This window comes from Amycolatopsis roodepoortensis (assembly GCF_014873915.1).
Classification (GTDB): Bacteria; Actinomycetota; Actinomycetes; order Mycobacteriales; family Pseudonocardiaceae; genus Amycolatopsis; species Amycolatopsis roodepoortensis.
The window spans coordinates 748,483-772,952 of sequence record NZ_JADBEJ010000004.1 but is presented as its reverse complement, the minus strand read 5'-3'; the positions used below and the strand labels follow the sequence as shown (position 1 = coordinate 772,952).

General features: G+C 69.3%; 25 protein-coding genes. 11 read left to right on the top strand and 14 right to left on the bottom strand.

The window, feature by feature from the left end; genetic code table 11:
* Positions 1-42 precede the first annotated feature (42 nt).
* From H4W30_RS14315 to H4W30_RS14295, 4 genes are all read right to left on the bottom strand, one after another.
* A complete protein-coding gene (locus H4W30_RS14315) occupies positions 43-1,389 on the bottom strand; it encodes a UDP-glucose dehydrogenase family protein (protein ID WP_264082845.1) in 1,347 nt (448 codons plus the stop codon).
* A 109-nt stretch (positions 1,390-1,498) separates the two neighbouring features.
* A complete protein-coding gene (locus tag H4W30_RS14310; RefSeq protein WP_264082844.1) occupies positions 1,499-2,689 on the bottom strand; it encodes a hypothetical protein in 1,191 nt (396 codons plus the stop codon).
* Positions 2,686-3,786: a Gfo/Idh/MocA family oxidoreductase gene (locus H4W30_RS14300; protein ID WP_192743278.1), complete on the bottom strand. Its 1,101-nt coding sequence runs from the start codon at positions 3,784-3,786 to the stop codon at positions 2,686-2,688. The genes H4W30_RS14310 and H4W30_RS14300 overlap by 4 nt, the downstream gene beginning before the upstream one ends.
* On the bottom strand, positions 3,764-5,206 hold the full coding sequence (locus tag H4W30_RS14295; RefSeq protein WP_192743277.1) for an FAD-dependent oxidoreductase: 1,443 nt from the start codon (positions 5,204-5,206) through the stop codon (positions 3,764-3,766). The genes H4W30_RS14300 and H4W30_RS14295 overlap by 23 nt, the downstream gene beginning before the upstream one ends.
* Positions 5,207-5,761: 555 nt before the next feature.
* On the opposite strand from H4W30_RS14295, the gene H4W30_RS14290 reads away from it, so the two are divergent.
* The 8 genes from H4W30_RS14290 (at position 5,762) to H4W30_RS14255 (ending at position 13,813) form a co-directional block, all read left to right on the top strand.
* Positions 5,762-6,763 carry an XRE family transcriptional regulator gene (locus H4W30_RS14290; RefSeq protein ID WP_192743276.1) on the top strand — a complete coding sequence of 334 codons (1,002 nt, stop codon included), beginning with the start codon at positions 5,762-5,764 and terminating at the stop codon, positions 6,761-6,763.
* A gap of 256 nt (positions 6,764-7,019) precedes the next feature.
* On the top strand, positions 7,020-7,757 hold the full coding sequence (locus H4W30_RS14285) for a class I SAM-dependent methyltransferase (RefSeq protein WP_192743275.1): 738 nt from the start codon (positions 7,020-7,022) through the stop codon (positions 7,755-7,757).
* Entirely contained in the window at positions 7,741-8,832 is a 1,092-nt protein-coding gene (locus H4W30_RS14280) for a FecCD family ABC transporter permease (RefSeq protein WP_192743274.1), read from the top strand. Before H4W30_RS14285 ends, H4W30_RS14280 begins: the two co-directional genes overlap by 17 nt.
* Entirely contained in the window at positions 8,832-9,620 is a 789-nt protein-coding gene (locus H4W30_RS14275) for an ABC transporter ATP-binding protein (protein WP_192743273.1), read from the top strand. The genes H4W30_RS14280 and H4W30_RS14275 overlap by 1 nt, the downstream gene beginning before the upstream one ends.
* Positions 9,617-10,600 (top strand): ABC transporter substrate-binding protein, encoded by a 984-nt coding sequence (locus tag H4W30_RS14270; protein WP_192743272.1) that lies wholly within the window; start codon positions 9,617-9,619, stop codon positions 10,598-10,600. The genes H4W30_RS14275 and H4W30_RS14270 overlap by 4 nt, the downstream gene beginning before the upstream one ends.
* Positions 10,597-11,652 carry a cysteine synthase family protein gene (locus H4W30_RS14265; RefSeq protein WP_192743271.1) on the top strand — a complete coding sequence of 352 codons (1,056 nt, stop codon included), beginning with the start codon at positions 10,597-10,599 and terminating at the stop codon, positions 11,650-11,652. The genes H4W30_RS14270 and H4W30_RS14265 overlap by 4 nt, the downstream gene beginning before the upstream one ends.
* Positions 11,649-12,839: an ATP-grasp domain-containing protein gene (locus H4W30_RS14260; protein WP_192743270.1), complete on the top strand. Its 1,191-nt coding sequence runs from the start codon at positions 11,649-11,651 to the stop codon at positions 12,837-12,839. The genes H4W30_RS14265 and H4W30_RS14260 overlap by 4 nt, the downstream gene beginning before the upstream one ends.
* A 68-nt stretch (positions 12,840-12,907) precedes the next feature.
* The gene (locus H4W30_RS14255; RefSeq protein WP_192743269.1) at positions 12,908-13,813 is read left to right on the top strand and encodes an SDR family NAD(P)-dependent oxidoreductase; all 906 of its coding nucleotides are present in this window, start codon (positions 12,908-12,910) and stop codon (positions 13,811-13,813) included.
* A gap of 126 nt (positions 13,814-13,939) precedes the next feature.
* Here H4W30_RS14255 and H4W30_RS14250 read toward each other — a convergent pair whose 3' ends face one another.
* Positions 13,940-14,509 carry a hypothetical protein gene (locus tag H4W30_RS14250; RefSeq protein ID WP_192743268.1) on the bottom strand — a complete coding sequence of 190 codons (570 nt, stop codon included), beginning with the start codon at positions 14,507-14,509 and terminating at the stop codon, positions 13,940-13,942.
* A 48-nt stretch (positions 14,510-14,557) separates the two neighbouring features.
* Positions 14,558-15,175 (bottom strand): TetR/AcrR family transcriptional regulator, encoded by a 618-nt coding sequence (locus H4W30_RS14245; protein ID WP_192743267.1) that lies wholly within the window; start codon positions 15,173-15,175, stop codon positions 14,558-14,560.
* An 82-nt stretch (positions 15,176-15,257) separates the two neighbouring features.
* Between H4W30_RS14245 and H4W30_RS14240 the strand changes: the two genes are divergently transcribed.
* A complete protein-coding gene (locus tag H4W30_RS14240) occupies positions 15,258-15,962 on the top strand; it encodes an SDR family NAD(P)-dependent oxidoreductase (RefSeq protein WP_192743266.1) in 705 nt (234 codons plus the stop codon).
* Between the two features lie 99 nt (positions 15,963-16,061).
* The gene (locus tag H4W30_RS14235; RefSeq protein ID WP_192743265.1) at positions 16,062-16,637 is read left to right on the top strand and encodes a dihydrofolate reductase family protein; all 576 of its coding nucleotides are present in this window, start codon (positions 16,062-16,064) and stop codon (positions 16,635-16,637) included.
* A 165-nt stretch (positions 16,638-16,802) separates the two neighbouring features.
* Here H4W30_RS14235 and H4W30_RS14230 read toward each other — a convergent pair whose 3' ends face one another.
* The 3 genes from H4W30_RS14230 to H4W30_RS14220 are packed head-to-tail and all read right to left on the bottom strand — an operon-like array spanning position 16,803 to position 19,421.
* Positions 16,803-17,474, bottom strand: a complete 672-nt coding sequence (locus H4W30_RS14230) for a response regulator (RefSeq protein ID WP_192743264.1) — start codon at positions 17,472-17,474, stop codon at positions 16,803-16,805.
* Complete coding sequence (locus H4W30_RS14225; protein WP_192743263.1) at positions 17,474-18,583, bottom strand: sensor histidine kinase; 1,110 nt, start codon at positions 18,581-18,583, stop codon at positions 17,474-17,476. Before H4W30_RS14225 ends, H4W30_RS14230 begins: the two co-directional genes overlap by 1 nt.
* Positions 18,584-18,599: 16 nt before the next feature.
* Positions 18,600-19,421, bottom strand: a complete 822-nt coding sequence (locus tag H4W30_RS14220) for a hypothetical protein (protein ID WP_192743262.1) — start codon at positions 19,419-19,421, stop codon at positions 18,600-18,602.
* A 153-nt stretch (positions 19,422-19,574) separates the two neighbouring features.
* Between H4W30_RS14220 and H4W30_RS14215 the strand changes: the two genes are divergently transcribed.
* Positions 19,575-21,041, top strand: a complete 1,467-nt coding sequence (locus tag H4W30_RS14215; RefSeq protein WP_192743261.1) for a multicopper oxidase family protein — start codon at positions 19,575-19,577, stop codon at positions 21,039-21,041.
* Between the two features lies 1 nt (position 21,042).
* On the opposite strand, the gene H4W30_RS14210 is transcribed toward H4W30_RS14215, so the two are convergent.
* The 5 genes from H4W30_RS14210 to H4W30_RS14190 form a co-directional block, all read right to left on the bottom strand.
* Complete coding sequence (locus tag H4W30_RS14210; protein ID WP_225949325.1) at positions 21,043-21,420, bottom strand: RidA family protein; 378 nt, start codon at positions 21,418-21,420, stop codon at positions 21,043-21,045.
* Positions 21,421-21,480: 60 nt separating this feature from the next.
* The gene (locus H4W30_RS14205) at positions 21,481-22,740 is read right to left on the bottom strand and encodes a hypothetical protein (protein WP_192743260.1); all 1,260 of its coding nucleotides are present in this window, start codon (positions 22,738-22,740) and stop codon (positions 21,481-21,483) included.
* Positions 22,737-23,069, bottom strand: a complete 333-nt coding sequence (locus tag H4W30_RS14200) for a type VII secretion target (protein ID WP_318780602.1) — start codon at positions 23,067-23,069, stop codon at positions 22,737-22,739. The genes H4W30_RS14205 and H4W30_RS14200 overlap by 4 nt, the downstream gene beginning before the upstream one ends.
* The gene (locus tag H4W30_RS14195; RefSeq protein WP_192743259.1) at positions 23,066-23,638 is read right to left on the bottom strand and encodes a YbaB/EbfC family nucleoid-associated protein; all 573 of its coding nucleotides are present in this window, start codon (positions 23,636-23,638) and stop codon (positions 23,066-23,068) included. The genes H4W30_RS14200 and H4W30_RS14195 overlap by 4 nt, the downstream gene beginning before the upstream one ends.
* A 226-nt stretch (positions 23,639-23,864) precedes the next feature.
* A complete protein-coding gene (locus H4W30_RS14190) occupies positions 23,865-24,461 on the bottom strand; it encodes a (d)CMP kinase (protein WP_192743258.1) in 597 nt (198 codons plus the stop codon).
* Positions 24,462-24,470 lie beyond the last annotated feature (9 nt).

The window sequence follows — 24,470 nt, the reverse complement described above, 5'->3', positions numbered from 1 at the left end:
GAGGGGGACGACGAGCAGCGCCGCTCGCCGTCCGCCCCGGGGTCATCCTGCGTGCGTGACCATTTCGGCGACGGGCGCCACGGGGGCCCAGACGCTGTCCGGACGGCCGATGCCCTGATAGGCGAGCCCGGTCCGCGCCACGGTGCGCGGGTCGAGCAGGTTCCGGGTGTCGATGACGGACCGGCCGTGGAGCCGGTCGGCGATCCGTCCCCAGTCGAGGGCGCGGAACTCCGGCCATTCGGTGAGCAGCACGACCGCCGCCGCCCCGTTCGCCGCGTGATAGGCGGTCCCGGCGATCCGCACGGCGTCCGTCACGCCCGCCACCGGCGCGTGGACGCTGGGGTCGTAGCCGGTCAGTACAGCGCCTTCGGCGGCCAGCAGCGCCGCGATCGCCAGCGACGGGGAGTCCCGCAGATCGTCCGTCCCGGCCTTGAACGTCAAGCCGAGCAGGCCGATCCGGACGCCGGCGAGGTCGCCGCCGACGGCCTTGCGCACCTTGTCGACCACGAGTTCCTGTTGCTTCACGTTGGTTTCGATCGCCGCCCGCAGCAAGGCGAAATCGCTGCCCGCAGACTCCGCGGTGCGCAGCAGCGCGAAAGTGTCCTTCGGCAGGCAGGAGCCGCCCCAACCAGGGCCCGGGCGCAGGAACGACTTACCGATCCGCTCGTCGTACCCCATCCCGGTCGTCACGTCGTCGATACTCGCGTCGAGGTACTCGCACAGCTCCGCGACGGTGTTCACAAAGGACAGACGCGTCGCGAGGTAGCAGTTGGACGCGTATTTGATCATCTCCGCGCTCGCGGAATCGGTCACCAGCACGGAGGTGTCGAGCTTGTCGTACAGCTCCGCGACGCGGCGCGCGGGGACCGGGTCGCGATCGGCCGAACCGACCACGACCCGGTCGGGGTTCAGGAAGTCGTGGACCGCGAACCCCTCGCGCAGGAATTCGGGATTGGACACGACCGCGACGTCGGGGCGATCGATCAGGTCCGCGACGCGGGCCGCCGTGCCGACGGGGACCGTCGACTTGTTCACCACGACGCAGCCGGGCGGCAGGAGATCCCGCACCTCGGCCACCACGGATTCCAATGTGGACAGATTCGCCGCACCGCTCGCGCCCATCGGGGTCGGCACGCAGAGGATGACGATATCCGCCGCCGCGGCCGCCGCGCTCGCGCCGAGGACGAACCGCAGCCGTCCGGACGCCAGCCCGTCCACCACGAGTTCGCAGATCCCCGGTTCCCTGATGGTCGCTTCTCCGCGCTGCAGCGCGTCGAGCTTTTCCTGGTCGACGTCCGCGCATACGACGCGGTGACCCAAGGACGAAAGGCACGCGGCCGTGGTCAGCCCGACATAGCCGGCGCCGATCACGGCGACCTCTGCCCCCATAGTTGCACCCATTCCCTTACCCTCCAGTTTTCGACGTCGCCGGGCAGCACGGAACCGCACTGCCCGGCGACGTCGCGAGATACGGATTTTCAGCCGGACGAACGTCGTGTCACTTGGCGTGCGGGATCGCCCTGATCCCCTCGTACGGGGTTTCCCGGCCGAGGTAGTCCACCGTTTCGAACAGGCCGATGGCGTCCATCGGGTAGCGCGCGCCCCCCTCGGCCGCGAAGACGCACGGCAGGATCTGCTTCCGCTCGGAGGCGGCGGCCTGACCGCCCTTGCGGATGTGCTTGTGGGTGTGGATCAGGATCGGCATGTAGCCGCCGCCGAGGAACGAACCCGACTGCAGCACCGCGCCGCCGACGCAGTCGATCACGCAGCCCTTGCCGAGGATCGCGTCGCGGCCCTGGTAGTAGTACGAAGGCGTGGCGAGCGTGCCGTGCTCCACATGGAACACGCCCGCCGAAAGGCCGATGATCGAGCGGCCGCAGGTGCGCAGCACCGATCGGTAGAAGTCGACCAGGATCGGTCGCACGGTCGTGTCCGGAAGCGAGAATTCGCCGCACATCAAGGTGATGCGCACCAGTTCCGCGAGCGTGAGGCCGGAGCCGTGCTCCCCGGGGAATTCCTGGTCCCACGGCACGAGGTAGTCCGACGGCGCGACCATGGTCGTCCCGACGTCTTCGAGGATCAGCCGCTCCGGCTCGCCGACCGGTTCCTGGGGCAGGACACCGTTCGCGAGGACCCGGACGGCGAGCATGTGCCTGCTCTCCAGCGTTTTCGCCCGGCTGGCCGCGATCAGGAGGTTGAGCCTGCCGGTCACCGTTTCGGGGATGTCGAAGAGGTGGTCGATACCGTCGGTGGGGACGGCGATCTTCGCCTGCAATCCGCGGGCGGGCAGCGGTTCGTAGGAGTCGACGACCTCCTGGAGTGCACCGGCGTACTCGCCCGTCCCGGCCTGCACGAGCCGTTCCGCGGCCAGAGCCCGGTAGTCGTAGGGGATCGAGGTCGACGTCGACAGCACGACGTCGGCGAGCAGGGCGCGATACCGGTCGTCGTCCAGCGACGACGCGGCCAGTTCCAGTGACAGGTAAGGGGATTCGTCACCGGGGCCGTGGATCCAGCTCGCGGTGAACGGTGCCTCGAACCGGCACGCCTTCGAGAACAGCGCCCGGGCGGCGTCGTCGTTCTTGATCTGGCCGGTGACCTCGGCCAGCGCCACGTCGCGGTCCGAGACCTCGGGCAGCATGTCCTTGGCCGGCCGCAACAGTGTCGAAAGATCCTCGATGCTTCGCGTCATGCTTCGCTCCCAATCCGTGCGAACTTCTCGTTTTCCGTTGTCTGCGGGAAGATTCCGGTGAACATCGCCGAACCCAGGGCGGCGAGGAACCGGTGCTCGGCGGGGCGGACCACCGTGGTGCCCTCGCCGAGGTGCTGCAAAAGGTCCAGCTGGGTCAGAAGTGCCTCCTTGAAATGGTTGACGGCGATGCGGAAATGGCGCGCCGGAGCGGCGGTGTCCCTGATGTGGACGGTGTGGACGTTCTTGTGGTCGGGATCCGCGCCGAAGAACGGTTCGAAGACCAAGGTGACGTGCTTCCCGGAGCGGAGCTCGACGTCCGCGAACCGGTACCGGAACTCGGACCCGTACGGGATCGCCGAAGGGGTGATGAAATCTCTCGAAACCCTTTCCGGGAAAGCGAATCCGGCCAGCTCTGGGAAGGCGATTGCCCCGGTCGACGAGGTGTAGAGCTCGACCTCCGGGATACCGGGAGCCGTGGTCCGCACCCGCATCTCCGGCGTCACCGAAGACGGCACCGTGCGCAGATAGGTCCGGTACTCCGCGGACGGGAGGATCGCGCGCAGGATGCTCAGCATGTGGAAGCCCTCGTAGCCTGCTTCGCCGTACTGGGTGTCGACGAATCTGCCGTTCGCGACGTCGGATTCGCGGTTCTTGGTGAATTCGACGGTGATCTTCCTGATCGGATCGGGGCCGGCGGATGCCCGCACCGACGCCGCGAAACGCTGCACGGCTTCGCTGTGCGAGTACACGTCGTTGACGATGATCCTGGCACGGGGGTGGCGCCGGACGGTGCGGCCGAGATCGGCCAGGTCGTCCGGGTAGCAGGCCGGCTTCTCCAGCAGCACACGGGCATCGGGCCGACGCCGCAGGATCTCGTCGACGATCGCGAGATGGGACGCCGTCGGGGTGGCGACCACCCAGGCGTCGACCGCCGCGGGATCCGGCACCTGCGCCACCCGTTCCCAGTCGGCGCCGTCGCCGATGTCCACGGTGCGGATCCGGTGGCCCGCCTGCCCGTAACACGCGGCGTACAGCGAGCCGATCTTGCCGAGCCCGACGATCACGATCGTCTTTTCAGCCAGCGTTGGTGCCGACACGGGCTTCCCCTCCCCGTGACCGGATGGCGTGCCGGGCGGCGGACGTTCCCGCCGCCCGCCCCAGCACGGCGCCCGCCATCAGGCCGGTGCCGCCCGGATAGCCCTGGTCGTAAAGGCCGCCGACGATCACACCCGCCGCGTACAGGCCGCTGATCGGCTCGCCGCCGCCGCGTACTTCGGCATCCGGGGTAACGGACAGCCCGCCGTAGGTGAAGGTCAGCCCGCAGACCACCGGGACGAACAGGTACGGGGGCGTGTCGAGACGTTTCTCCGCCTGGCCGTCGTGCAGCCGCTGGACTTCGGCGGTCAGGTTCGCGGCGTCGATGCCGAGCCGCCGGGCGCCTTCTTCGAGCGAGGAGACGGACACCGACGCCGGGTCGCCGACGTAACCCTTCGGGAGCGAGCCCGCCGAGACGACCTTGTCGTCGAAGATCTGGAAGGCGATCCTTCCCGGCTGTTCCTGGATCTTCTGGCCCAGCGTGACGTAGGTGAGGTTGCTGTAGCCGCCGGATTCGTCGAAGAACCGGCGCCCCTCCCGGTTGACCACGACACCCAGCGGATAGGCGTAGCGGGCCAGGCCATGGGATTTGTGCATCTGTCCCGGCAGCATGTGGTCGGGCAGGTTGATGCCCTGCGGCGTGGTGTGGCACTTTTCCCAGTTGCCCGCGGTGTCGGCGCCGAGGTCGACGGCCGCCGCCAGCGGGGCCCCTTCGTTGAACGGGACGCCGCGCAGCTTCACGTCCCGCCACTGTTCGCCGAGGTGGCGTTCACGCAGCCGGTCGTTCGCCTCGAAGCCGGCCGATGCCAGCACCAGCGCGTCGGCGAGCATGGGGAACGCGGGGCCGGAACCGTGGAGCAGATACCGGCCGCCGTCGGTCCTCTCGAATCCGGTGACCGCGCTGTCGTAGAAGACCGTTCCACCGAGCTGTTCGAACCGGGCGAAGTTGCGGTCCTGCAGGCTCTGTCCGCCGCCGTCGAGGACGATCGGCACGTCACCGGGCAGCGGGGTCGGTCTCGGCGCCCAGCGCTGACCGAAGTCGCGCATCCAGGTGATCGTGTCCGTCGAACGGCGGATGATCGATTCGATGAGGGCGACGTCCACCTGATCGCCGGACACCGCCAGCCAATCGCCGAGGTACTGCTCGTCGGTGTATCCCGGCCTGCCCGCCAGTATCTCTTCGACCCGGCCTTTGTCCGCCTCCCGTAACAGGGAGGCGATGAATGGTCTTTCTTGCCAGGAGAAACGCATCGTCCTGGTCAGAGAACTGTTTCCACCGCGTAAATTCCTCGGTGCGGCTTCGAGGACACTGACCGTCGTCGCGCCCGCCTGTAGTGCGGCTATCCCCGCGCAGAGGCCCGCATTACCGGCACCGACGACGACTACCTGCCTTTCGGCGACGGCATTTTTCCCGTTATCCATCAACAACGCTCCACAAATCCGATGTTCGCCATTCAGGGACGACCGAGTTCGAACGAGATCGAGCCATACCGCCGGAAGGCACGGAGAAGGGTTATGCCCTCGAACGGGCGCCTGACCGCCGGTGCACTGCGGGAATCGCAGCGTTCACTCCTCGCGTGTGCTCAGATGTGCGGCGCACGAGGGATTTTCTTCGGAATCAGCGCATCGACCGCCCCACACGGGCGATGCCGGCGTCATCCGGTCTTCAGTACGGAGATTTCAGTGGACGCCTTCCGAGATGAACCGGGAGTTTCCGCCGGGTTCACCGTCGCCCTTGACGATGATCGTGCGGATGCTTCCGGTTTGCTCATTTTTCTCCGGCCCGGCTTTCCCGGGCCTCCCCAGGTTCGGTCGGTGTCGAGACCGACTGGGGCCAGCCTGACTTCCTGACCAGCGCAGGGGCAACCTTCGGCCAGTTCGGCCTTGTTCGAAATCGTTCGAGTGGTCCGAACAGCGGTTTCCGGCGCCGCTGAATGGCGGTATCGCGGCTGAGATCGGCTCAGTCAATCTAGAGCGATGATCGTTGATGAGGGGGGCGACGACGGGGAGTCGCCGGCGACGGTTCACCCGCCGGACTCGACGGCTTCACCGGCTGAGTTCACAGCAGCACTGCGTGTATTGAGAACGTGGTCCGGATTGACTTATCGGCAGTTGGCCGGGCGGGCGAAAGAACTCGGGGGAACACTTCCGGCGAGTACGGTCGCGACCACTCTCGGCCGCACCACACTGCCGCGCGAATCGTTCGTCGAGACGTTCACGCGCGCGTGCGGGTTGAACGACGAAGAGGTACGGCGGTGGCTCGACTCCCGGACCCGGATCGCGATGGGAACACCGCCGCGGCCCGCCGACGAGACGAAGGCGGAAGCCGTCCCGCCGCCGGAGCCGGAGCCGGAACCGCGATCCCGCCGGCGCTGGCGCGCGCCGCTGATCGTGGCCGCGATCGTGAGTGTCGTCCTCGTCGGGACCTTGGGATATCTGACGCGGTCGTTCGGCGCGTCCTCGAAGGCCAAGGAGACCGCGGCCGTGGTGCCGGGGCTGGACGTACGGGAAGTGGGCAGCTGGGCGCAGATCCGCCCCGCCCGGTCGCCCCAGTTCTGTCTCGCCGAAGGGCGGGACCGGACCCGGCTGTATTCCGGTGCCGTCGTCGCACAGCAACCCTGCGGTGGTGAGGCGGCGCCGCGCCTGTTCATCGATCCCGTGGGGGAAGAGAACGCCGTGCAGTTCCAGTGGCACCATCCGGAGACCGGGGTCGGCTGCCTCACGGTCGTGAACGAAGGGCTGGGGCACGACCTGATCGAGCCCCGCGACGACTGCGACGACGATGGTATGGACCAGTTGTTCACCATCGGCTCGGCGGGTCCGGACGAGCCGGGGCGGTTCGTCATCCGGCCCGTCGGCACCAGCCAGTGCCTGGGCCTGCGCGACCTGGACACCGTCGCGGGGACGGAGGTCGTGCGGGAGCGTTGTTCGGGAGCGCCCGACCAGACGTTCCTCGTCGATCTGATCCCGCCGCCGTGATGGCCGGCGCCGGGGTGGTCGTTCCGGTCACGGAGCGGCCACAGGAGGCACAGCGGCCGCGCGTGAAGGCCCCCTTCCCTCGGCTCAGCCGAGGGAAGGGGGCCTTCACGCACTTCGGGCGGGCTCGGGCGCCCGTGACTGCCCCCGAACGCCCATCCCGTGATCACTCCACGAGAAAGGTGCCGGAGCCGGGAACCGAAGACGACCTTTCGACGACTTGTGGGGCTGAATCGTGCGGCCCGGCGAGCGGAGAGAGATGCACTGGTACGAGGACGACGACCTGTGGGTCGGCTTCGCGGACGTCATGTTCCCGCCCAGCCGCGCCGAAGAGGCCGAACGCCTGACGGCCACGTCACCGCTGCTCGCGGTCACACCGGAGACGAAGGTGCTGGACCTGGCCTGCGGCCCGGCGACCCACGTCGTGCCGCTGGCGAAGCGGGGCGCCGACGTGACCGGCGTCGATCTCAGCCCGGCGATGCTCGAACGCGCGCGTGAAGCCTGCGAGAACGCGGGAGTCGCCGCGAAGCTGATCCAGGCCGACATGCTCGAATACACCGAACCCGCCGCGTACGACCTGATCATCAACATGTACACGTCCTTCGGCTACTTCACCGAGCCCGGCGACAACCTCGCGGTGCTGCGAAACGCCTACGCCAGCCTCGCGCCCGGCGGAAGGCTGCTGATCGACGTGCTCGGCAAGGAGGTGCTGGCCGGCTGGGTCGGGCGCCCGAAGGCGGTCGACGTCGACGGCGGGACGGTGTTCATGCGCGACACCATCCTCGACGACTGGACCCGGCTCAGGACCGAGTGGACCCTGGTCCGCGACGGCGAGGCGAAGCAGGCGTCGATCCTGTCCTTCCTCTACAGCGCCGCGGAACTGAAGGCGCTGTTCGAGACGGCGGGGTTCACCGGTGTCGAGTGCTTCGGTGACTTCGACGGTTCGCCGTACGACAACCACGCGCGCCGCCTGATCGTGCGTGGTGAATGTGCCTGAGCCGCTCCGCCTCTTCGCGGAACCGGATGACGAGACCGCGCGTCCGCTGCGGCTCACCGGCCCGGTGATCCTGCTGTCGGTCGCGCTCCTGATCTCGCTGATCGCGGGCATCGCGCTCGGCCCGTCCACCGTCGCGCTCCCGGATGTCCTGCGCTACCTGGGAAAGGCGATCACCGGGGGCACCATCACCGGCGACGAGGTCACCGGCTACTCGATCGTCTGGCAGGTCCGCGCCCCGCGGGTGCTGCTGGCGGCCGTGGTCGGCGCGGGGCTCGCGGTGGTCGGCGTCGCGGTGCAGGCACTGGTCCGCAACGCCCTCGCCGATCCGTTCGTGCTCGGGATCTCGTCGGGCGCCTCGGTCGGTGCCGCCGCCGTTGTGGTGTTCGGCCTGTTCGCCGGCCTCGGCGTGCTGGCGTTGTCGACGGCCGCCTTCCTCGGCGCGCTCGGCGCGACGGCGATCGTCTATCTCGCCGCCCGCAGCAAATTCGGTCTGACGCCGTTGCGTCTGGTGCTCACCGGGGTCGCGCTCACGTATGCCTTCCAGGCGGTGATGAGCGTGCTCGTCTACCTGTCACCGAACGGCCAGGCCGCGCAGACCGTGCTGTTCTGGCTGCTCGGCAGCCTCGGCGCGGCGACGTGGGCGTCCCTGCCGCTGGCCGCGCTCGGGGTGGCCGTCGCGGTCGTGGTCCTGCTGCGGTACGGCACCGCGCTCGACGTCCTGTCCATGGGCGACGAGACCGCGATGAGCCTCGGTACCGACGCGGCCGCGTTGCGCCGCTGGCTCTTCCTGCTCACCGCGGTCGTCACCGGCCTGCTGGTGGCGGTCAGCGGTTCGATCGGGTTCGTCGGGCTGGTCCTGCCGCATGTGGTGCGGATGATCGCCGGTTCGGGGCACCGCCGGGTGCTGGCGCTCGCGCCGCTGGTGGGCGCGGTCTTCCTGGTGTGGGTCGATCTGCTGGCCCGCACGCTCGTCGCGCCCGAGGAACTGCCGCTCGGCGTGATCACCGCGCTGATCGGCGTTCCGGTGTTCCTCGTCGTGATGCGGCGCCGCGGCTACGCGTTCGGAGGCCGCTGATGCTGTCGCTGCGGGAACTTTCCGTCGAGGTGGCCGGGTCGGCGCTGATCCGCGAGCTGTGTCTGGACGTCGGGGCGGGCGAGGTCGTCGGCCTGCTCGGCCCCAACGGCAGCGGCAAGTCGACGGCGTTGCGCTGTGTCTACCGGGCGCTGTCGCCGTCCGGCGGTGCGGTCCTGCTCGACGGGACCGACCTCGCCGGGCAGGGGTTGCGCGACACCGCCCGGCGGATCGCCGCGCTCACCCAGGACAGCCGGGCCGATCTGGACTTCACGGTCGAGGAGGTCGTCGCGCTCGGGCGGTCGCCGCATCAGCGCGGCAACCTCCGGCTCTCGGCCCGCGAACGCGCGCTGTGCCGGGAAGCGTTGCGGCGGATGGACATCACCCATCTCGCCCAGCGCAGCGTGCTGACACTTTCCGGTGGCGAACGGCAGCGGGTGCTGGTGGCGAGGGCGCTCGTGCAGGAACCGGAGGTGCTGGTCCTCGACGAGCCGACGAACCATCTCGACGTCCGTCACCAGGTGGAACTGCTGAAGTTCCTGCGTGACTGCGGGCTCACCGTGCTCGTCGCGCTGCACGACCTCAACCTCGCCGCCGCCGTCTGTCACCGGATCGCGTTGCTGCGCGCCGGATCGCTCGCCGCCTGCGGCACCCCGGCCGAGGTGCTCACGCCGGAAACGGTCCGCGCCGTGTTCGGCGTCGAGGTCACCCAGGTGACCCATCCCGTGACCGGGGCGCTCCAACTGCTCTACGACCTTCCCGCCGATGAAACCGAGGGGATCACACGATGAAGCCGTTTAGGGTGACCGCGATCTTCGCCGCGGCACTGCTCCTGAGCGCCTGCGGTGCCCAGGTCGAGGCCGGGCCGACCGCGCCGGCACAGGCCACGGTGACCAATTGCGGCGCGCAGGTCACCTTCCCCGCGCCGCAACGTCCCGTCGCCTACGACGTTTCGGGGGCCGAGAAGATGTTCGCGCTCGGGCTCGCCGGCCGGATGCGTGGCTACGTGATGAATTCGCTCGGCGACCCGTCGATCGCCGGTTCGCCGTGGAAGGACGACTACGCCAAGGTCGAACGGCTCGGCACTTCGCGGGTCACCCGTGAGATCCTGGTCAACGCCAAGGCGGACTGGGTGATCGCGGGCTGGAATTCCGGGTTCAGCGAGGAACGCGGGATCACGCCGAAACTGCTGGAGCAGGTCGGCATCCGGAGCTACCTGCACACCGAGACCTGCTGGGAGTATCCCACCGCGAAGCAGGAAGTGACGCCGCTCGAAGCGCTCTACACCGACCTGCGCAATCTCGGCGACATCTTCGGCGTGCGCCAGCGGGCCGACGAGCTGGTCGCGGAACTCAAGGGACGCTTCGACAAGGTTCGCGCCGGAGCGCCGAAGACACCGCCCGCCAAGGTGTTCGTCTACGACTCCGGCACCGACCAGCCGTTCACGTCCGGGAAACACGCCGCCCCCAACGACATCATCGACGCCGCCGGCGGGACGAACGTCTTCCGCGATCTGCGGGACGGCTGGGGCAGCGTCGGCTGGGAAGCGGTGGTGAAGGCCGAACCCGAGGTGATCGTCGTGGTGGACTACGCCGATCAGCCCGCCAAGGACAAGATCGCCTTCGTCAAATCCGCGCCACAGCTGAAGAACACGCCCGCCGTGCGCGACAACCGGTTCCATGTCATCTCCTACGGGGACCTCGTGAGCGGCCCGCGCAACGCGGCGGGTGCCGAGTCGCTGGCCGCGTACCTGCGCTCGATCGGCCGGTGACCGCGATGTCCGCGCTGGTCCACGACCACGTCACCGACGCGATCAAGACGCCGGCGTTGATCCGGCTCGAACCGAACATCGTGCTGATCCGCTTCGAGACCCTGAAGGTCTACGCGGCGCTCGGCGCGGTGCGGTCGCTGCTCGCCGACGGGACAGTCCGAAAAGGACAGACGCTGATCGACAGCTCCAGCGGAATCTACGCGCTCGCGCTGGCGATGGCCTGTCACCGCTACGGCCTGCGCTGCCATATCGTCGCGTCCACCACCGTCGACCTCACCATGCGCTCACAGCTGGAGATCCTGGGCGCGACGGTGGACCAGATGCCGCCGTCGGACGATCTCCGCCTCGATCAGCGGCGCCGGGTCGCCCGCGTGCACGAACTGCTGGAACGTCATCCGGACATGCACTGGATGCGCCAGTACCACGACCCCGTGCACTACGTGGGTTACGCCGAGGTCGCCGCTCTCGTCGCCCGCGCGCTGCCGTCCGGGCCGCTCACCGTCGTCGGCAGTGTGGGCACCGGCGCGTCGACCGGCGGCATCGCCCGCTCGCTGCGCGAACGCGATCCCGACGTCCGCCTGACCGGGGTCCAGCCGTTCGGCAGTGTCACCTTCGGCAGCGAACGGTTCACCGATCCGGACGCGATCATCGCGGGGATCGGCTCCGCCATCCCGTTCGGCAACGTGGATCACGCGCTGTACGACCGGATCCACTGGCTGGACTTCGTGCACGCGATGGCCGCGACCGTCGGCCTGATGCGTGACCACGCCGTGTTCGCCGGGCTTTCCACCGGTGCGGCGTATCTCGTCGCGGGCTGGGAGGCGGCGCGGAATCCGGAGCGGACTCATGTAGTGATCGGCGCGGACACCGGGCACCGTTACACGGCAAGGGTTTTCGCCCGGCACCGGGAAGCGGTCGACCCGGCGGGCCTCGCGCCGCGCGAGATCGCCTCACTCGACGAACTCGCCCTGCCGTGGGCGGCGATGGACTGGCGGCGCCGCCGGTTCGGGATACCCGTGCAGCCGTCGTACCGGAAGGAGCGGGTGTCGTGACCGTCGTCCTGCTGGAAGCACTCACCTTCGGCCTGGGCAGGCTCGCCGACGCGGCGGCGGAGGCCGGGCGGAAGCTGGTGCTGTTCACCGGAAATCGCGATATCTACCGCTACGAACTCGGCACGCTCGGGCCGGATCGGGTCGAGGTCGTCGACATCGACACCACCGATATCGCGGCCTGCGAAACCGCGTTGCGCGCCATCCCGGACCTCGCCGGGATCATCAACTCGACCGACACGTGGGCGCTGCCCGGCGCGGAACTCACCGCCCGGCTCGGCCTGCCCGGCCCGGACCCGGCCGCCGTACGGGTGCTGCGGGACAAGGGCGCGGTGCGCGACCGGCTGTACGAACACGGGCTCACCCGCGGCAGGCCGGTGCCGGTCATGGTCGCCGAGGAACTCGGATTTCCCTTGGTGGTCAAGGATTCTTCGGGAACGTCGTCGCGGGGCGTGTGGCTCGCCCGCGATCAGGCCGAACTCGAGCGAGCCAGGCTGGAGGCGAAGACGACGCCGCTGAAGGGGTATCTGATCGCCGAACCGTATTTCGCCGGCCCGCTCTACAGCGCGGAAACCGTGACCTGGCAAGGAAGGACCCGGTTGCTCGGGATCCTCTCCCGCCAGTTGTCGCCCGAGCCGGTGCGGCGCGAGGAAGCCGCCGCGTTCCCGGTGGCCTTCCCCGCGGCCGAGTACGCGGGCTTGGCGGACTGGATCGGCCGGGTGCTCAAGGCCGCCGGGCACGAGCAGGGCTTCGCGCACACCGAATTCGTGCTCACCGCCGACGGCCCGGAGGTCGTCGAGATCAACATCCGGATCGGCGGGGCGATGCTCGGCGAGGCGCTGTGCCGGTCGTTGGGTACCAACGTCTATTCCGCGATGATCGCCATGGCGCTGGGTGAGGAGCCCGCCTTGCTCACCCAGGAGGTCGGTGGGGGACCGGGTGTCGCGTTCGTCCTGGCGTACCCGGCCACGGAAGGGGTGCTGAAGGGCTGGTCGGGGCTCGACAGGCTGCCTGGCCTGCCTGGTTCGCCTGAGTGGTATCCGACGGCGAGCCCCGGCGACGAGATCCGTCATCTCGCGGACCAGCGGTCGTGTACGGGCATCGTCCTGGCCGAAGGGCCGACGGCGGAGCTGGCGCTGCATCGCGCGCTGGCCGCGGCGGGCGGGATCACCCCGGAGATCGATTCTTGAGAGTTCCCTCAGATGGATAGCCCTACTGTCTGTTTCGGGAAGCAGGGTTATCCATCTGGAGGGAAATCGTGGGCGGAACAGTGGGCAGGCGCGCGGTGCTGGGCGGCGCGATGGCGGCCGGTGTCACGATGATGGCGGCGAACACGGCCACGGCCGGGGAAGACCGGCGGCGGTTCGCGGGCAAGGTCGTGATCGTCACGGGGGCGACGTCGGGGATCGGCCGCGCGGCGGCCATCGCCTTCGCCGCGGCCGGCGCGAAGGTCGGTTTCTGTGGCAGGCGGGAAGAACTCGGGCGCGAGGTCGAGCGGGAGATCCGCCGCGCGGGCGGGGAAGCGGCCTATCTCCGGGCGGACGTCCGGGTTCCCGAACAGGTCCAGTCCTTTGTGGATGGTGTCGTGCGCCGGTACGGCAGGCTCGACGTCGCCTTCAACAACGCCGGGATCCACCTCGGCAAGCCCTTGCACGAGATCTCCCTCGACGAATGGGAGGACGTGCAGCGGACCAACGCGCGCGGCGTGTTCCTCTCGATCAAGTACGAGGTGCCGCATCTGCTGAAGGCGGGCGGCGGGGTGATCGTCTGCACCGCGTCGGCGCAGGCCGACCAGACCAGGCCGGGACACGCCGCCTACACGTCGAGCAAACGCGCCGTGCAAGGCCTGGTGCGTGCGGCCGCGCTGGATTACGGCGCGAAGGGGATCCGGGTGTTTTCTATCGATCCGGGGACGATCGATACGAAGCTGGTGCGCCCGCCGGGTATCCCGGACGACCTGTGGGCGCGCTTCAAGGCGGCTTGGGGACCGCTGAACGTCCATGGCCTGCCGAGGATGGGGGAAGCCGCGGAGATCGCCTCGGCCGTGCTCGCCCTGGCGTCACCGGATTTCGCTTACCTGACCGGGACTTCCGTTCTCGTCGACGGCGGTTTGAACACCGGGCGGCCGATGGTCATGCCGCCTGGGTTCGCGCCGCCCGCCTGAGTGGCCGGTCCGCGGTTCCCTGGGCCAGGGCGACTTTCGAGATCTACCCCTGCCGACGTGTTGCGAAAGCCACTTTCGCAACCTTCAACGTTGCGAAAGTGGCTTTCGCAACGTCGGCGGAGGCCGTCAGGAAGAGGGCGCGCACTTCTTGGCCGCCGCTGCGGTGGCCATCAGCTCCGGCGTCTCGATTTTGAGCGCGGGCATAAGATCGGGTGACTCCGTGAGGGGTTTCTGCGTGTCGTCCATCGCCTTGATGGCCGCGTCCATGGCGGCTTGGTTCCCGGACTTCTCCAACCGCTGCTTGCCCGCGGCCGCCGCGTCCCTCGCGGCGGTGTACTGGTCCACAAGGGACTTCCGCACCGTGTCGCCGCCGGGAATCGGCGACGGCGGCAGCGCGGCCAGGTCGTCGACGGCCTTGCCCGCGAACCCCGCGCGGATCCCGAGTTCTTCCTTCAGCGCACCGCGTGTGACTTCCGTTCCCGATCGCTGCTTGCTCGTGTAGTCGTTGGAAGCCTTCAGGTAGCCGTACACCGCGCCGCACACTCCGTCGAGCCAGGCGACGGTTTTGGCGTCCGGCTCGGCAGGCGCCGAGGACGACGGGGTGACGGTGACCGTCGCGGGGGCCGCCGGTGGCTCCCCGGAACAGGCCGTCGTCGCGAACAGTGTCAGAGCGATGAGCAGAAGTTTCGTCTTCATGGGATCCCCTCCGGAGTGGACACGCGCCGGAGGGGCGGAGGGTTGCCCTCAGCCGCAGCCGCCCATGATCCGGGCCAGCTCCTCGGGTCGCAACGGAGGCTCCGGCAACGGATTCGCGGCGGGCGCCCGCATCCCGTCGAACAACAGCGCGAGATGGCGGCGCCACGCCTCCGGCCGCACGGCCGCGGTCGCCTCCACGGTGCGCGCGATGCCCCAGGTCACGAAGGCCATGTCCTCGAGGGTGAAATCCGCGCGCAGGGCGCCGCTCTCCTTGGCGCGGTCGACGATCCGGGTCATGAGTTCGTAGCCGCGTTCAAGGTCTTCGGCCTGCGGCGGACGCGTCGAGGCGAGTTCGTTGTAGCCGCGGTCGGCGGCCTGCAATTCGCAGACCCGTTCGACGAAGGAGGTCAAGCCGATCCAGGCGTCGTCGAGGGAGAGCGCGTGCTCGGCGAGCTTCGCGACGGTCTCGGTCCGGTCGGCGAACACGGCGTTCACCAGATCCGCGCGCTGGGGGAAGTGGTTGTACAGCGTGCCGATGCTGACGCCCGCGGTCTTGGCGATCTCTTCGAGCGCGACGTCGAGGCCGCGTTGCGCGTAGAGCCCCCTGGCGGCCTCGACCAGCAGGTCGCGGTTGCGCTGGGCGTCCTTCCGCAGGGGTTTGGTCATGACGGCATCGTAGTCAAGTTGAAGAGGGCCTCAAGTTATGGGTATAAGTTGAGGGCAACCTCAACTTAGCTCTGGAGGACAGATGATCAAGACACTCGCGATCTTCGGCGCCGGACCGGTGCTGGGACTTTCGCTCGCGCGCCGCTTCGGCCGCGAGGGCTTCCGGATCGCCCTCGTCGCGCGCACCACCGAGAACCTCGACGCGCTCGTCGCCGAACTCGGCCGTGACGGCATCGAAGCGAACGGTTTCGTCGCCGACGTCTACGAGCCGGCGCAGATCGCGTCCGCCGTCAGCGAGATCGGCCGGATCGACGCGGTCGCGTTCAACCCCGGCGGCGGGACCATGGGCGAGGGCATCGCGCCGGTGCTCGACGTGGATCCGGAGAACCTCCGGCTCGTCCTCGACCGTTTCCTGGTGTCCGCGGTGGCACTCGTGCGCGCCGTGCTGCCGGCCATGACCGAGCGCGGCGACGGCGCGATCCTGTTCACCGCCGGGCAATCCGGGCTGTACCCGGCGCCCTTCCTCGGCAACATCGGCATGGCGCAGGCCGCGCTGCGGAACTACTTCCACAACCTGAACGCCGTGCTCGCGGAGAAGGGGGTGTACGCCGGAGCCGTCAACGTCGGCGCGCTGATCGAGGGCAGCGTGCCCCATCAGGCGCTCACCGCGAGCCCCATGGACTTCGAACCGGAGGTGATCCATCCGGACGTCTTCGCCGACGCCTTCTGGAAGCTCTACGAGACGCGCGAAGCTCCCGAAGCGCTCGTCGGATCCTTCGGGAGGTAGCCGTCATCCCCACGGAGTACGGGCGGATGTACCACGGTGGACGGATGTGAGCGCCCGGCTCCGCGCCCACAATCGGGGAAACGGACAAGGGAGGCCCCGGTGGGGAAGACGATCGTCGACATCAGCCCGTCGCTGGACGGGTACGTGGCAGGCGAAGGCGTCGGTGTGGACGCGCCGTTCGGGACCGCGGGACAGCGGCTCACCGCGTGGAGCATGGAGGACCCGGACGACGCCGACAAGGTGGCGGCCAGGGTGATGTTCGAGAACACCGGCGCGTTCGTCATCGGCCGGACACTGTTCGACGTGGGGATCGGGCTGTGGGGCGAGGACGGGACCTGGGGGATGCCGGTGTACGTCGTCACCAATCGGCCAGGACCCGATCTGGTGAAGGGACCGACCCGGTTCTCCTTCGTCACCGGTGTTGAGGAGGCGCTCCGGCGGGCGAAGGAGACGGCGGCCGGGCGTGACGTCGTGATCGCGGGAGGGGCTTCGGTCGTCCAGCAGGCGCTCGCCGGTGGCCACGTCGACGAACTGCGGCTGCACCTGGTGCCGGAGATGGTCGGCGGCGGCACCCGCTTGTTCGAGGGCATGAGTCCCGCGTCCCTCGTCCAGGTGAGCGCGGCCGCGGGCAGGGGCGCGGTTCACGTGACCTATCGCGTCGAGGGGCGCGGCTAGGCCGTGTCCGGTGAGTCTGTTCGATGGGCTTCGTGATCCAGGTGGTTCCTGGCGGCGCGGGCGGATCGGCCTCGTACCGGGTCGTACTCGGCCGCATCCGCCCGTGTCGTCAGGGATCACCTGGGCGCGGAGACCGCGAACACGACTTGCCGGACACGGCCTGGTTCACCGGCCGGGCTCGGGTGGGCTGACCAGGCCGTGCCGATAGGCCATGGCGACCAGCTGAGCCCGGTCGCGCGCGCCGAGTTTGCTCAGCGCGCGGCTGACGTGGGTCTTGGTCGTCGCCATGCTGATGAACAACCGGGCGGTGATCTCCGCGTTGCTCAGCCCCTCGGCGACGAGCGCGACGACTTCCCGTTCCCGGACGGTGAGTTCGGCGAACACCGTGTCGTCCACCGTCGCCCGCGCGGGGGTGACGAGCCGCGCGATCAGCCTCCGGGTCAGCCCGGGGGCCAGCAGCTCCTCACCACCCGCCACCACCCGGATGCCGTGCAGGAGCTGGGCGGGTGCGGTGTTCTTGAGCAGGAAACCGCTCGCACCCGCGGTGATGCCCGCGACCGCGTACTCCTCGGTGTCGAAAGTGGTGAGGATGAGGACGCGAACCGCCGAAAGCTCCGGATTCGCGGTGATGCGCCGGATGCCTTCGATCCCGTCGGTGCCGGGCATCTGCACGTCCATCAGGACCACGTCGGGGCGGAGGCGCTCGGCGAGGGCGGCCGCGGTGGCGCCGTCTCCGGCCTCGCCGACGACCTCCATGTCGTCCTCGGACTCCACCAGCACCCGGAAACCCGCCCGGACCAGTGACTGGTCGTCGGCGATGAGCACCCGGACCGGCATCAGCGGCCCACCGGCAGCGTGGCGGTGACTTCGAAGGTCTCACCGGTCCGCGCCGCGTGCAGGGTCCCGCCCAAGGCGGTGGCCCGCGAGCGCAGTCCGGAGATCCCGTTGCCGCCAGTGGGAGAGGGGGCGCTCTCGCCCGCTCCGTCGTTAAGAACCCCGACCTCCAGCACGTCGTCACCATAGAGCAGGCGGACCCGGATCGACGCCGGCCGCGCGTGCCGTCGCGCGTTGGTCAGTGCTTCCTGGACGATCCGGAACGCGGCCAGGTCCACCCGCGGCGGCAAGGGACGGCGTTCGCCCTCCACCACGAGTTCCACCGGGACACCGGTCGCCCGCGTCACGTCCAGCAAGGTCTCCAGCCGGGATAGTCCGCCGCGGTCGGCCGCGGTTCCGTCGACGCGAAGCATGCCGAGCAGCGCTTGGACTTCGGCCAGCCCCTCGTCGCTGATCGTCTTGATGGTGCGCAGCGCGGCCGCACCCTGTTCCGGGTTCCGTTCCAGCACATGGGTCGCGACGCCCGCCTGCACGCTGATCGTCACCATGGTGTGGCCCACCACGTCGTGCAGTTCGCGGGCGATCTCCAGCCGTTGTTCGGTCTCCCGCAACCGGTCTCGCAGTGCCCGTTCCCGTGCGCCCGCGGCGTACGCGCGGTGGTAGTGGACGGCGGAACCGAGTGCCACCGCGGCAAGTTCCAGCGAAAGCGCGTTCACCGCCCGGTCGTCGAACCACGCCACACCGAGGGTTCCGTGCACCACGACGGTGGACACCGCCGCGGTGACCGCCCAGGCCGCCGCGCCGAGCCGCCAGCCGCGTTCGGCGGCGACGGTGTAGCAGGCGATCAGCGCCGCCACGGTGATGAGCCTGCCGGGGAAGTCGAGGACGAACCACGCCGCGACGACCGCGTTGACCGCCACCAGCACGCCGAACGGGAACATCCGGCGCGCGGTGAGCAGCGCGGCCAGCAGCACCAGCAGGACGGCCCCGAGCGGGCCGAGCGTTCCTTCCGGTCCGCTCGGCCCGATCCGCGTCACCGCCGAGACGGCCACGAGTGCCGCGACGCCGGTCCCGGTCGCGGTCTCGGCCGCCGTGGGTCGTCTCACGCTCATCAGGACCTCTGTGATGTCAGGCAACGCGCACCAGGGCACGTGCGCCGCGCAGCGCCAGCGGTTCCCCGGTGCGAAGGTCGCGCACCCAGGTGACCAGCGCGTACTCGCCGGGCGGGAGCGCCGTGGTGAGTATCGCCGAACGCCACGGCGACAGCGGGACGACCCCCGTCGGGCGGCCGGTGAACGGGCTCGGCCCGGTGCGGGCGAAGAAGGCGTCGAGATCGGTGAGCCTGGTCCCCGGCCGCACCGGCAGCAGCATGGCTTCGGTGAACTGGCCGGACGCGTTGAGCACGAACACCGGCGCGCCGGACTTGAGCGAAGGCGGCGCGAGGAATCCGCTGTCGGTCGCGATGATCGCCGCCGTCGCCTTGGCCGCGTTCGGCGTCGTCCCGGCGCCGATCCGCAGCGGCCGGATCCGCGAGAGGAAATCCGGCTCGGTGACGTCGCGGAAATCCACCAGGTGGTAATCACCGGGGGACACGGCGATATCGGCCGCCGCCGGGACGGCGGCCACGGCGACCCCGCCGAACATCTCCGCGTCGGCGGTGACGGCCCTGCCGCCCGCCATCACCTCCGCGGGATCGTCGGACATCGCCTGTTTCAGGTGCCGCGTATAGGTTTCGAGCGCGACTCCCGGGCGCAGCCGCACCAGGCCCACCCACGCGCCCGCCGGGTCTTCCGACCGCACCTTCAGGGTGAGGACGCCCGCACGGGTGGTGGACGGCGCGGTGAAGCCCGACGGGGTCACGGTGAGGTCGAGTCCGCCCGGCTCGGCGAGCGCGGGCGAACCGGTCAGGAAGGCGGCGACGGCGATCGCCGCCGTGACGAGTTTTCTCATGGTGGCGACCCTGGCCGAACCCGTCGCTCGGCGCGTCCGTCCGTGACGGGTAATGGCCTACCGCACCGGGATGACGTACCGCGGCGGTCTGATTTCCCGGACTACCGTTCCCGGCCGACGCGCCGGGCACCTTCCCGCCGCGACCATCACGTCATGGACCGACGCTCCTTCTTGAAACTCGGCGCGCTCGTGGCCGCCGGTGTCGCGGGCTGTTCGGCGGGAACGGCGCATCCGCCGGGAGGGTTCGCCAACCGCCTGCGGGTGCCGCCGCTGCTGTCGCCGGACTCGGACGCCTCCGGTATCCGCCGGTTCGAGCTCACCCTCCGCACGGGAAGCACCGAACTGATCCCGGGCAACCGGGCGGACACGTGGGGGATCAACGGCGACCACCTCGGCCCGACGCTGCGGATGCGCCGCGGCGACCGGGTGGCGATGGCCGTCACCAACCGGATCGGCGAGCCGACCACGCTGCACTGGCACGGGATGCGCCTGCCGGCGCGGATGGACGGCGGTCCACATCAGACGATCCGGCCGGACGGGACCTGGAGTCCGGAGTGGACGGTCGACCAGCCTGCCGCCACCGGCTGGTACCACCCGCATCCGCACGAACAGACCGCCCGGCACGTCTACCGCGGCCTGGCGGGGATGATCCAGATCGTGGACCCCGAGGCGGACGCGGCCGGTCTGCCGTCGGACTACGGCGTGGACGACATCCCCGTGATCCTCCAGGACAAGCGGCTCGACTCGGACGGACAGCTCGTGGAGGACTTCGGCGGCACCTTCGGCTTGATCGGCGACACGATCCTGGTCAACGGCACGTTCGATCCGTTCGTCGAGGTACCCGCCGGCCGGAGCCGGTTCCGGGTGCTGAACGCGTCGAACGCCCGGATCTACTTCCTCGAATTCGCCGATGGGCGCGAATTCCACGTGATCGCCACCGACGGCGGCCTCCTGCCCGGACCGGTCGCCGTCCGGCGGGCGGTCCTCAGCCCCGGCGAACGGCTGGAGTTCGTCACCTCCTTCGCCCCTGGCGAGCAGGTGGTCCTCCGAAGCGTCGGCGAGCGGACCGAGGCGGCGACGGACATCGAGGAGGGCGACTTCGACCTGCTCAAGATCATCGCGACGGGCCCGCGGCGCGACGCGTCACCGTTGCCAGAGCGGCTTTCCGCGGCCGCCTTGCCCGAGGCGCCGCCCGGCGCCCGTGTCCGGCGCATGACGCTGACCGGCTCGGAGATCAACGGCAAGGACATGGACATGACGCGGATCGACGAGGTCGTCCCGGCGGGCGCGCGCGAGATCTGGGAGATCCACAACACGACCTACACACACAACTTCCACATCCACGAAGTCGCGTTCCGCGTGCTCGAGATCGACGGCGCGCCGCCGCCCGCCTATCTCGCCGGTCCCAAGGACACCGTCTACGTGCCGAAGCAGGCCACCGTGAAACTCGCCGTCGAATTCGGGCGCCACGCGGATCCGGCGGCGCCCTACATGTACCACTGCCACATCCTGCGCCACGAGGACAAAGGGATGATGGGCCAGTTCGTCATCGTCGCCCCCGGCACCGAAGACAGCGTGTCACGGCTGCTCCCGATGCCGGGCCACGATCACGGCGGTTGAGCTACTTCTCGATGGCGTAGGCCTCGATCTCGACCTTCATCTTCGGGTCGAGCAACGCCGACACCTCGACCATGGTGGCCGCGGGCAGCACGTCACCGAAGGCTTCCCGGTGCGCCCGCGCCACCAGGTCGGCGTCCTTGATGTCGGTGACGTAGGTGACCGTGCGGACCACCGCGACCAGACTCGAGCCGGCGTCCCGCAGCGCGGCCTCGATGATCGAAAGCACGGCCACGGCCTGCTCGTACGCGTCACCCGAGCGGGCGGGCTCGCGCGCCGTGGTCCCGGAAACGTGGATGTGCTCGCCGACGCGCACCGCCCGGCTGTAGCCGAAGACCGTCTCGTAGTCGCCGCCGGAGGAGATGTTCACCCGTTCAGTCATGACTCGAACGAAAGCACAGGCGGCCCTGTCCCGGAACACCGGTACAGGGCCGCCTGCCCCTTACTGCTCTTCCTTCTCCTCCGGCGGTGTCTCTTTCACGGCTGGCGGGATGGCCTTCGTCAACTCGACGACGGTCTTCCCCGCCATGCCCGACGCGCCGTAGGTCGGGTCGCTGAGGATCTTGAGCCCCTTCTCGAGCTTGTCGAGCGCGTCCGCCGCCTTCGGGAACCTCGTTTTCAGGTCACCGATCGGGAAGCTGTTCCAGTAGTCGTACCGCTCCAAGATCTTCTTGGCGTCGGGATGCCCCTCCAACTCCTTCGCCAGCTTCTCGCGCACCACCCTCGGGGGTATGTCGCTGAGCTTCTCCGGTTTGGGCTTCGGAGCGTCGGGCGTCGCGTCCGGAGTGCCGTCGCCCGGCTTCGGGGGCGGGCCTTCGATCGGCTTCTTGCCACCGGGCATCGGTGTGCCACCAGCGGGTTTCGGCTTGGGCAGGGTGATCTTGCCGCCGCCGAGGGTCAGCTTGACGACGTCGTCGGCCGCGCCGCGGGTCTTCGCGAGGATCTTGAGCATCTCGGCGAGCTTCTTGGCGACGTCGGCGATCTGCTTGGCGATCTTGGCGATCGCCACCGCGACCGTGCTCATGATGGAGGTGATCGCCGCGATGATCGAACCGCCGAAGGTGACCGGCGCCAGCGCCACCGCGACGATCGCCGCCTTGAGGATGCCCGCCAGCGTCATGGCGATGATGTCGCGGACGATGCCGCGGACCGCGCCGATGACGGCACCGGCGATCCCCATCTGCTTGCCCGCGAATTCGATGTACCCGGCGAGCGCCTCGATCTGGGCGGCGACGCCCTCCATGTCGGCCCGGAAGGTGTCGGCGGACTCGCCCGTCCACTTCTCCATGAACTTCTTGGTGGCGGCGTCGTGGTCCTTCGCCCACTCCCGCACCTCCGCGCCCTCTTTGTAGATCGCGGTCTTGGCCGCCTCGATGCCCTTCGGGTCTCCCAGCAGGAAGTCCAACGGCCAGCGGAAGATGACGATGTGCTCGATCAGCCAGCCGATCCCGGCGGTGAGCAGCGAGCCGATCGGATCGGCGACCATGCCGAGGATCTCGATCGCCATCCCCGCCGAGGCCAGTCCGATGCTGAGGCTGTCCCCTTCGTCGACGGCCTTCTTCAGCGAGAACGCGGAATCGAAGAAGCCCGCGCCCGTGGTGTCGCCGCTACCCGCGAGGAAGCTGTTCTTCTCGTCCTTGAAGTCGCTGGCCTTCGTGCCGGTGTTGTTCCCGAAATCGTTGCGGTGGTACTCGTCGCTCACTTGACCTTCACCTCGTCGATCCCCTTGCCGGCTTCGGTGATCAGCCTCTCGGTCTCCTGCTCGTTGGCTTTGTACTGCTTCGCCGCCTCGCGCACCCTGTCCGAGAACTCCTGCACGTTCTCCGAGTACTTGTGGAGGTGGTCCCGCGCCTTCCCGCAGTGCATGCTCGCGCCGGCGCCGTAGATCTGGCCGCCGAAAATGCCGAAGATGCCGGGGTCCGCCACGCAACTGCCCACCATGTCGGCGCTCTTCCGCAGGGCGTCCTCGAGTCTGCCGAGGTGACCGGCGAACTCGTTCATGGTCTCCGTGTCGACACCGAATCCGGTCACCAGGGGCTCATCTCATCGTCGTCGGGGGAGGCCGGTCGCCGGGGTCGCGGCGCCGGGGGGGTCGGCGGCCGCACGGGGCGGCCGGGCTGCGGCGGCATCGGGGGGCCGGCCTGCGGGGGCGGCGGCCGGTATCCCGCCTGAGGACGCGGCGGCTCGTTGTGCGCCTCCGGCGCCCACTTGTCCTGTTCCGGGTCGCCCGGCGCGGTCTCCTCGTCCTCCACCTTCGGCAGGAAGGTGCGGACCAGTTGCGCGGCCTCGTCTTCACCGTTGATCTCGGTGTAGGACTCGGTGACCTTCTCGACGGTCCTGCGCTGGGCCGTGCGCACCGTCTGCATGACCAGAGAAGAGAGCCGTGCCGGTCCCAGCGAGGTGGCCCGGTTGCCGAACTCGATGGCGCTCAGCGAGCCGTTGGCCTCGACCGTCACCGTCACCGAGCCGTCGGGAGAGGTCACCGTGGACGCCGAGGCGGTGAACGCGGCCGTCAGGGCTTGGGCTTTTTCCTCGAGTTTCTTGGCCTCTCGCTCCAAAAGGAGTGCGAAGTCCTCACCTGCGTCGAAATTGGGTTGCATGCGTCGCCTTGGCCTGGTTGGGATGGGATCACGATCGGCGGAAATACGAGGTCGACGAGGCGGAACACCCTCGGCTTCCCAGCGCGGAGGGTGGACCGGCCGTCCCGGCCCGCACGTATCGTTACCACCGGGCGCGTACCGGGACAACCCCGGTGATCAAGGACTGCCCGAAAGGTCCGCGGGGGGTGGCGGTTCGGGGCAGCCGCCCGCTGTCCTCATCGGACAGTCAGCCGCCGGTGCCGTAGCGGAGGTTGCGGGCGAACGGCCCGTCGAGCCAGCGATCGACCTGACGCTGCCCGCGCAGCCGGACGACGACGAGGTCCGGATACCGGTTCTCGGCGATGACCTTGCGCACGCGGGCCCGGATCATCGGGTGGTAGCGCCAGGCGAGCTTGACGATGTGATCGCGATCGGTGAAGAACGTGTGCAGCGGGCCCTCGACGTTGCCGCCGGCGATCTTCGAGCCGCGTCCCACGCGGCGCTTCAGCGTCCGGACGACCGTGCGCGCCACGGTCATGGCACGCGGATGGTCGAGCCAGACCAGGACGTCCAGCCGCGCGGTCATCCGTTCCCGGACCTCTTCGCCCTGCCATTCGATGGCCCATTCGTCGCCGGCCACGAATTCCAGGACGTCGGCCTGCCAGGTCTCCCGCACCGTCCAGCCCGGCGCGTGGAAGAAGGACTCGAATTCGACGAACTGGATCCCCATGCGTTCACACAGGGTTCGCGCCAGCGTCGATTTGCCGGATCCCGCGGGGCCCGCCACCGCGACCCGCCGGATCCGGTGTCCGGGAAGCGCGTCGGCGGGCCCGATGATCTCCATGCGAAAAGC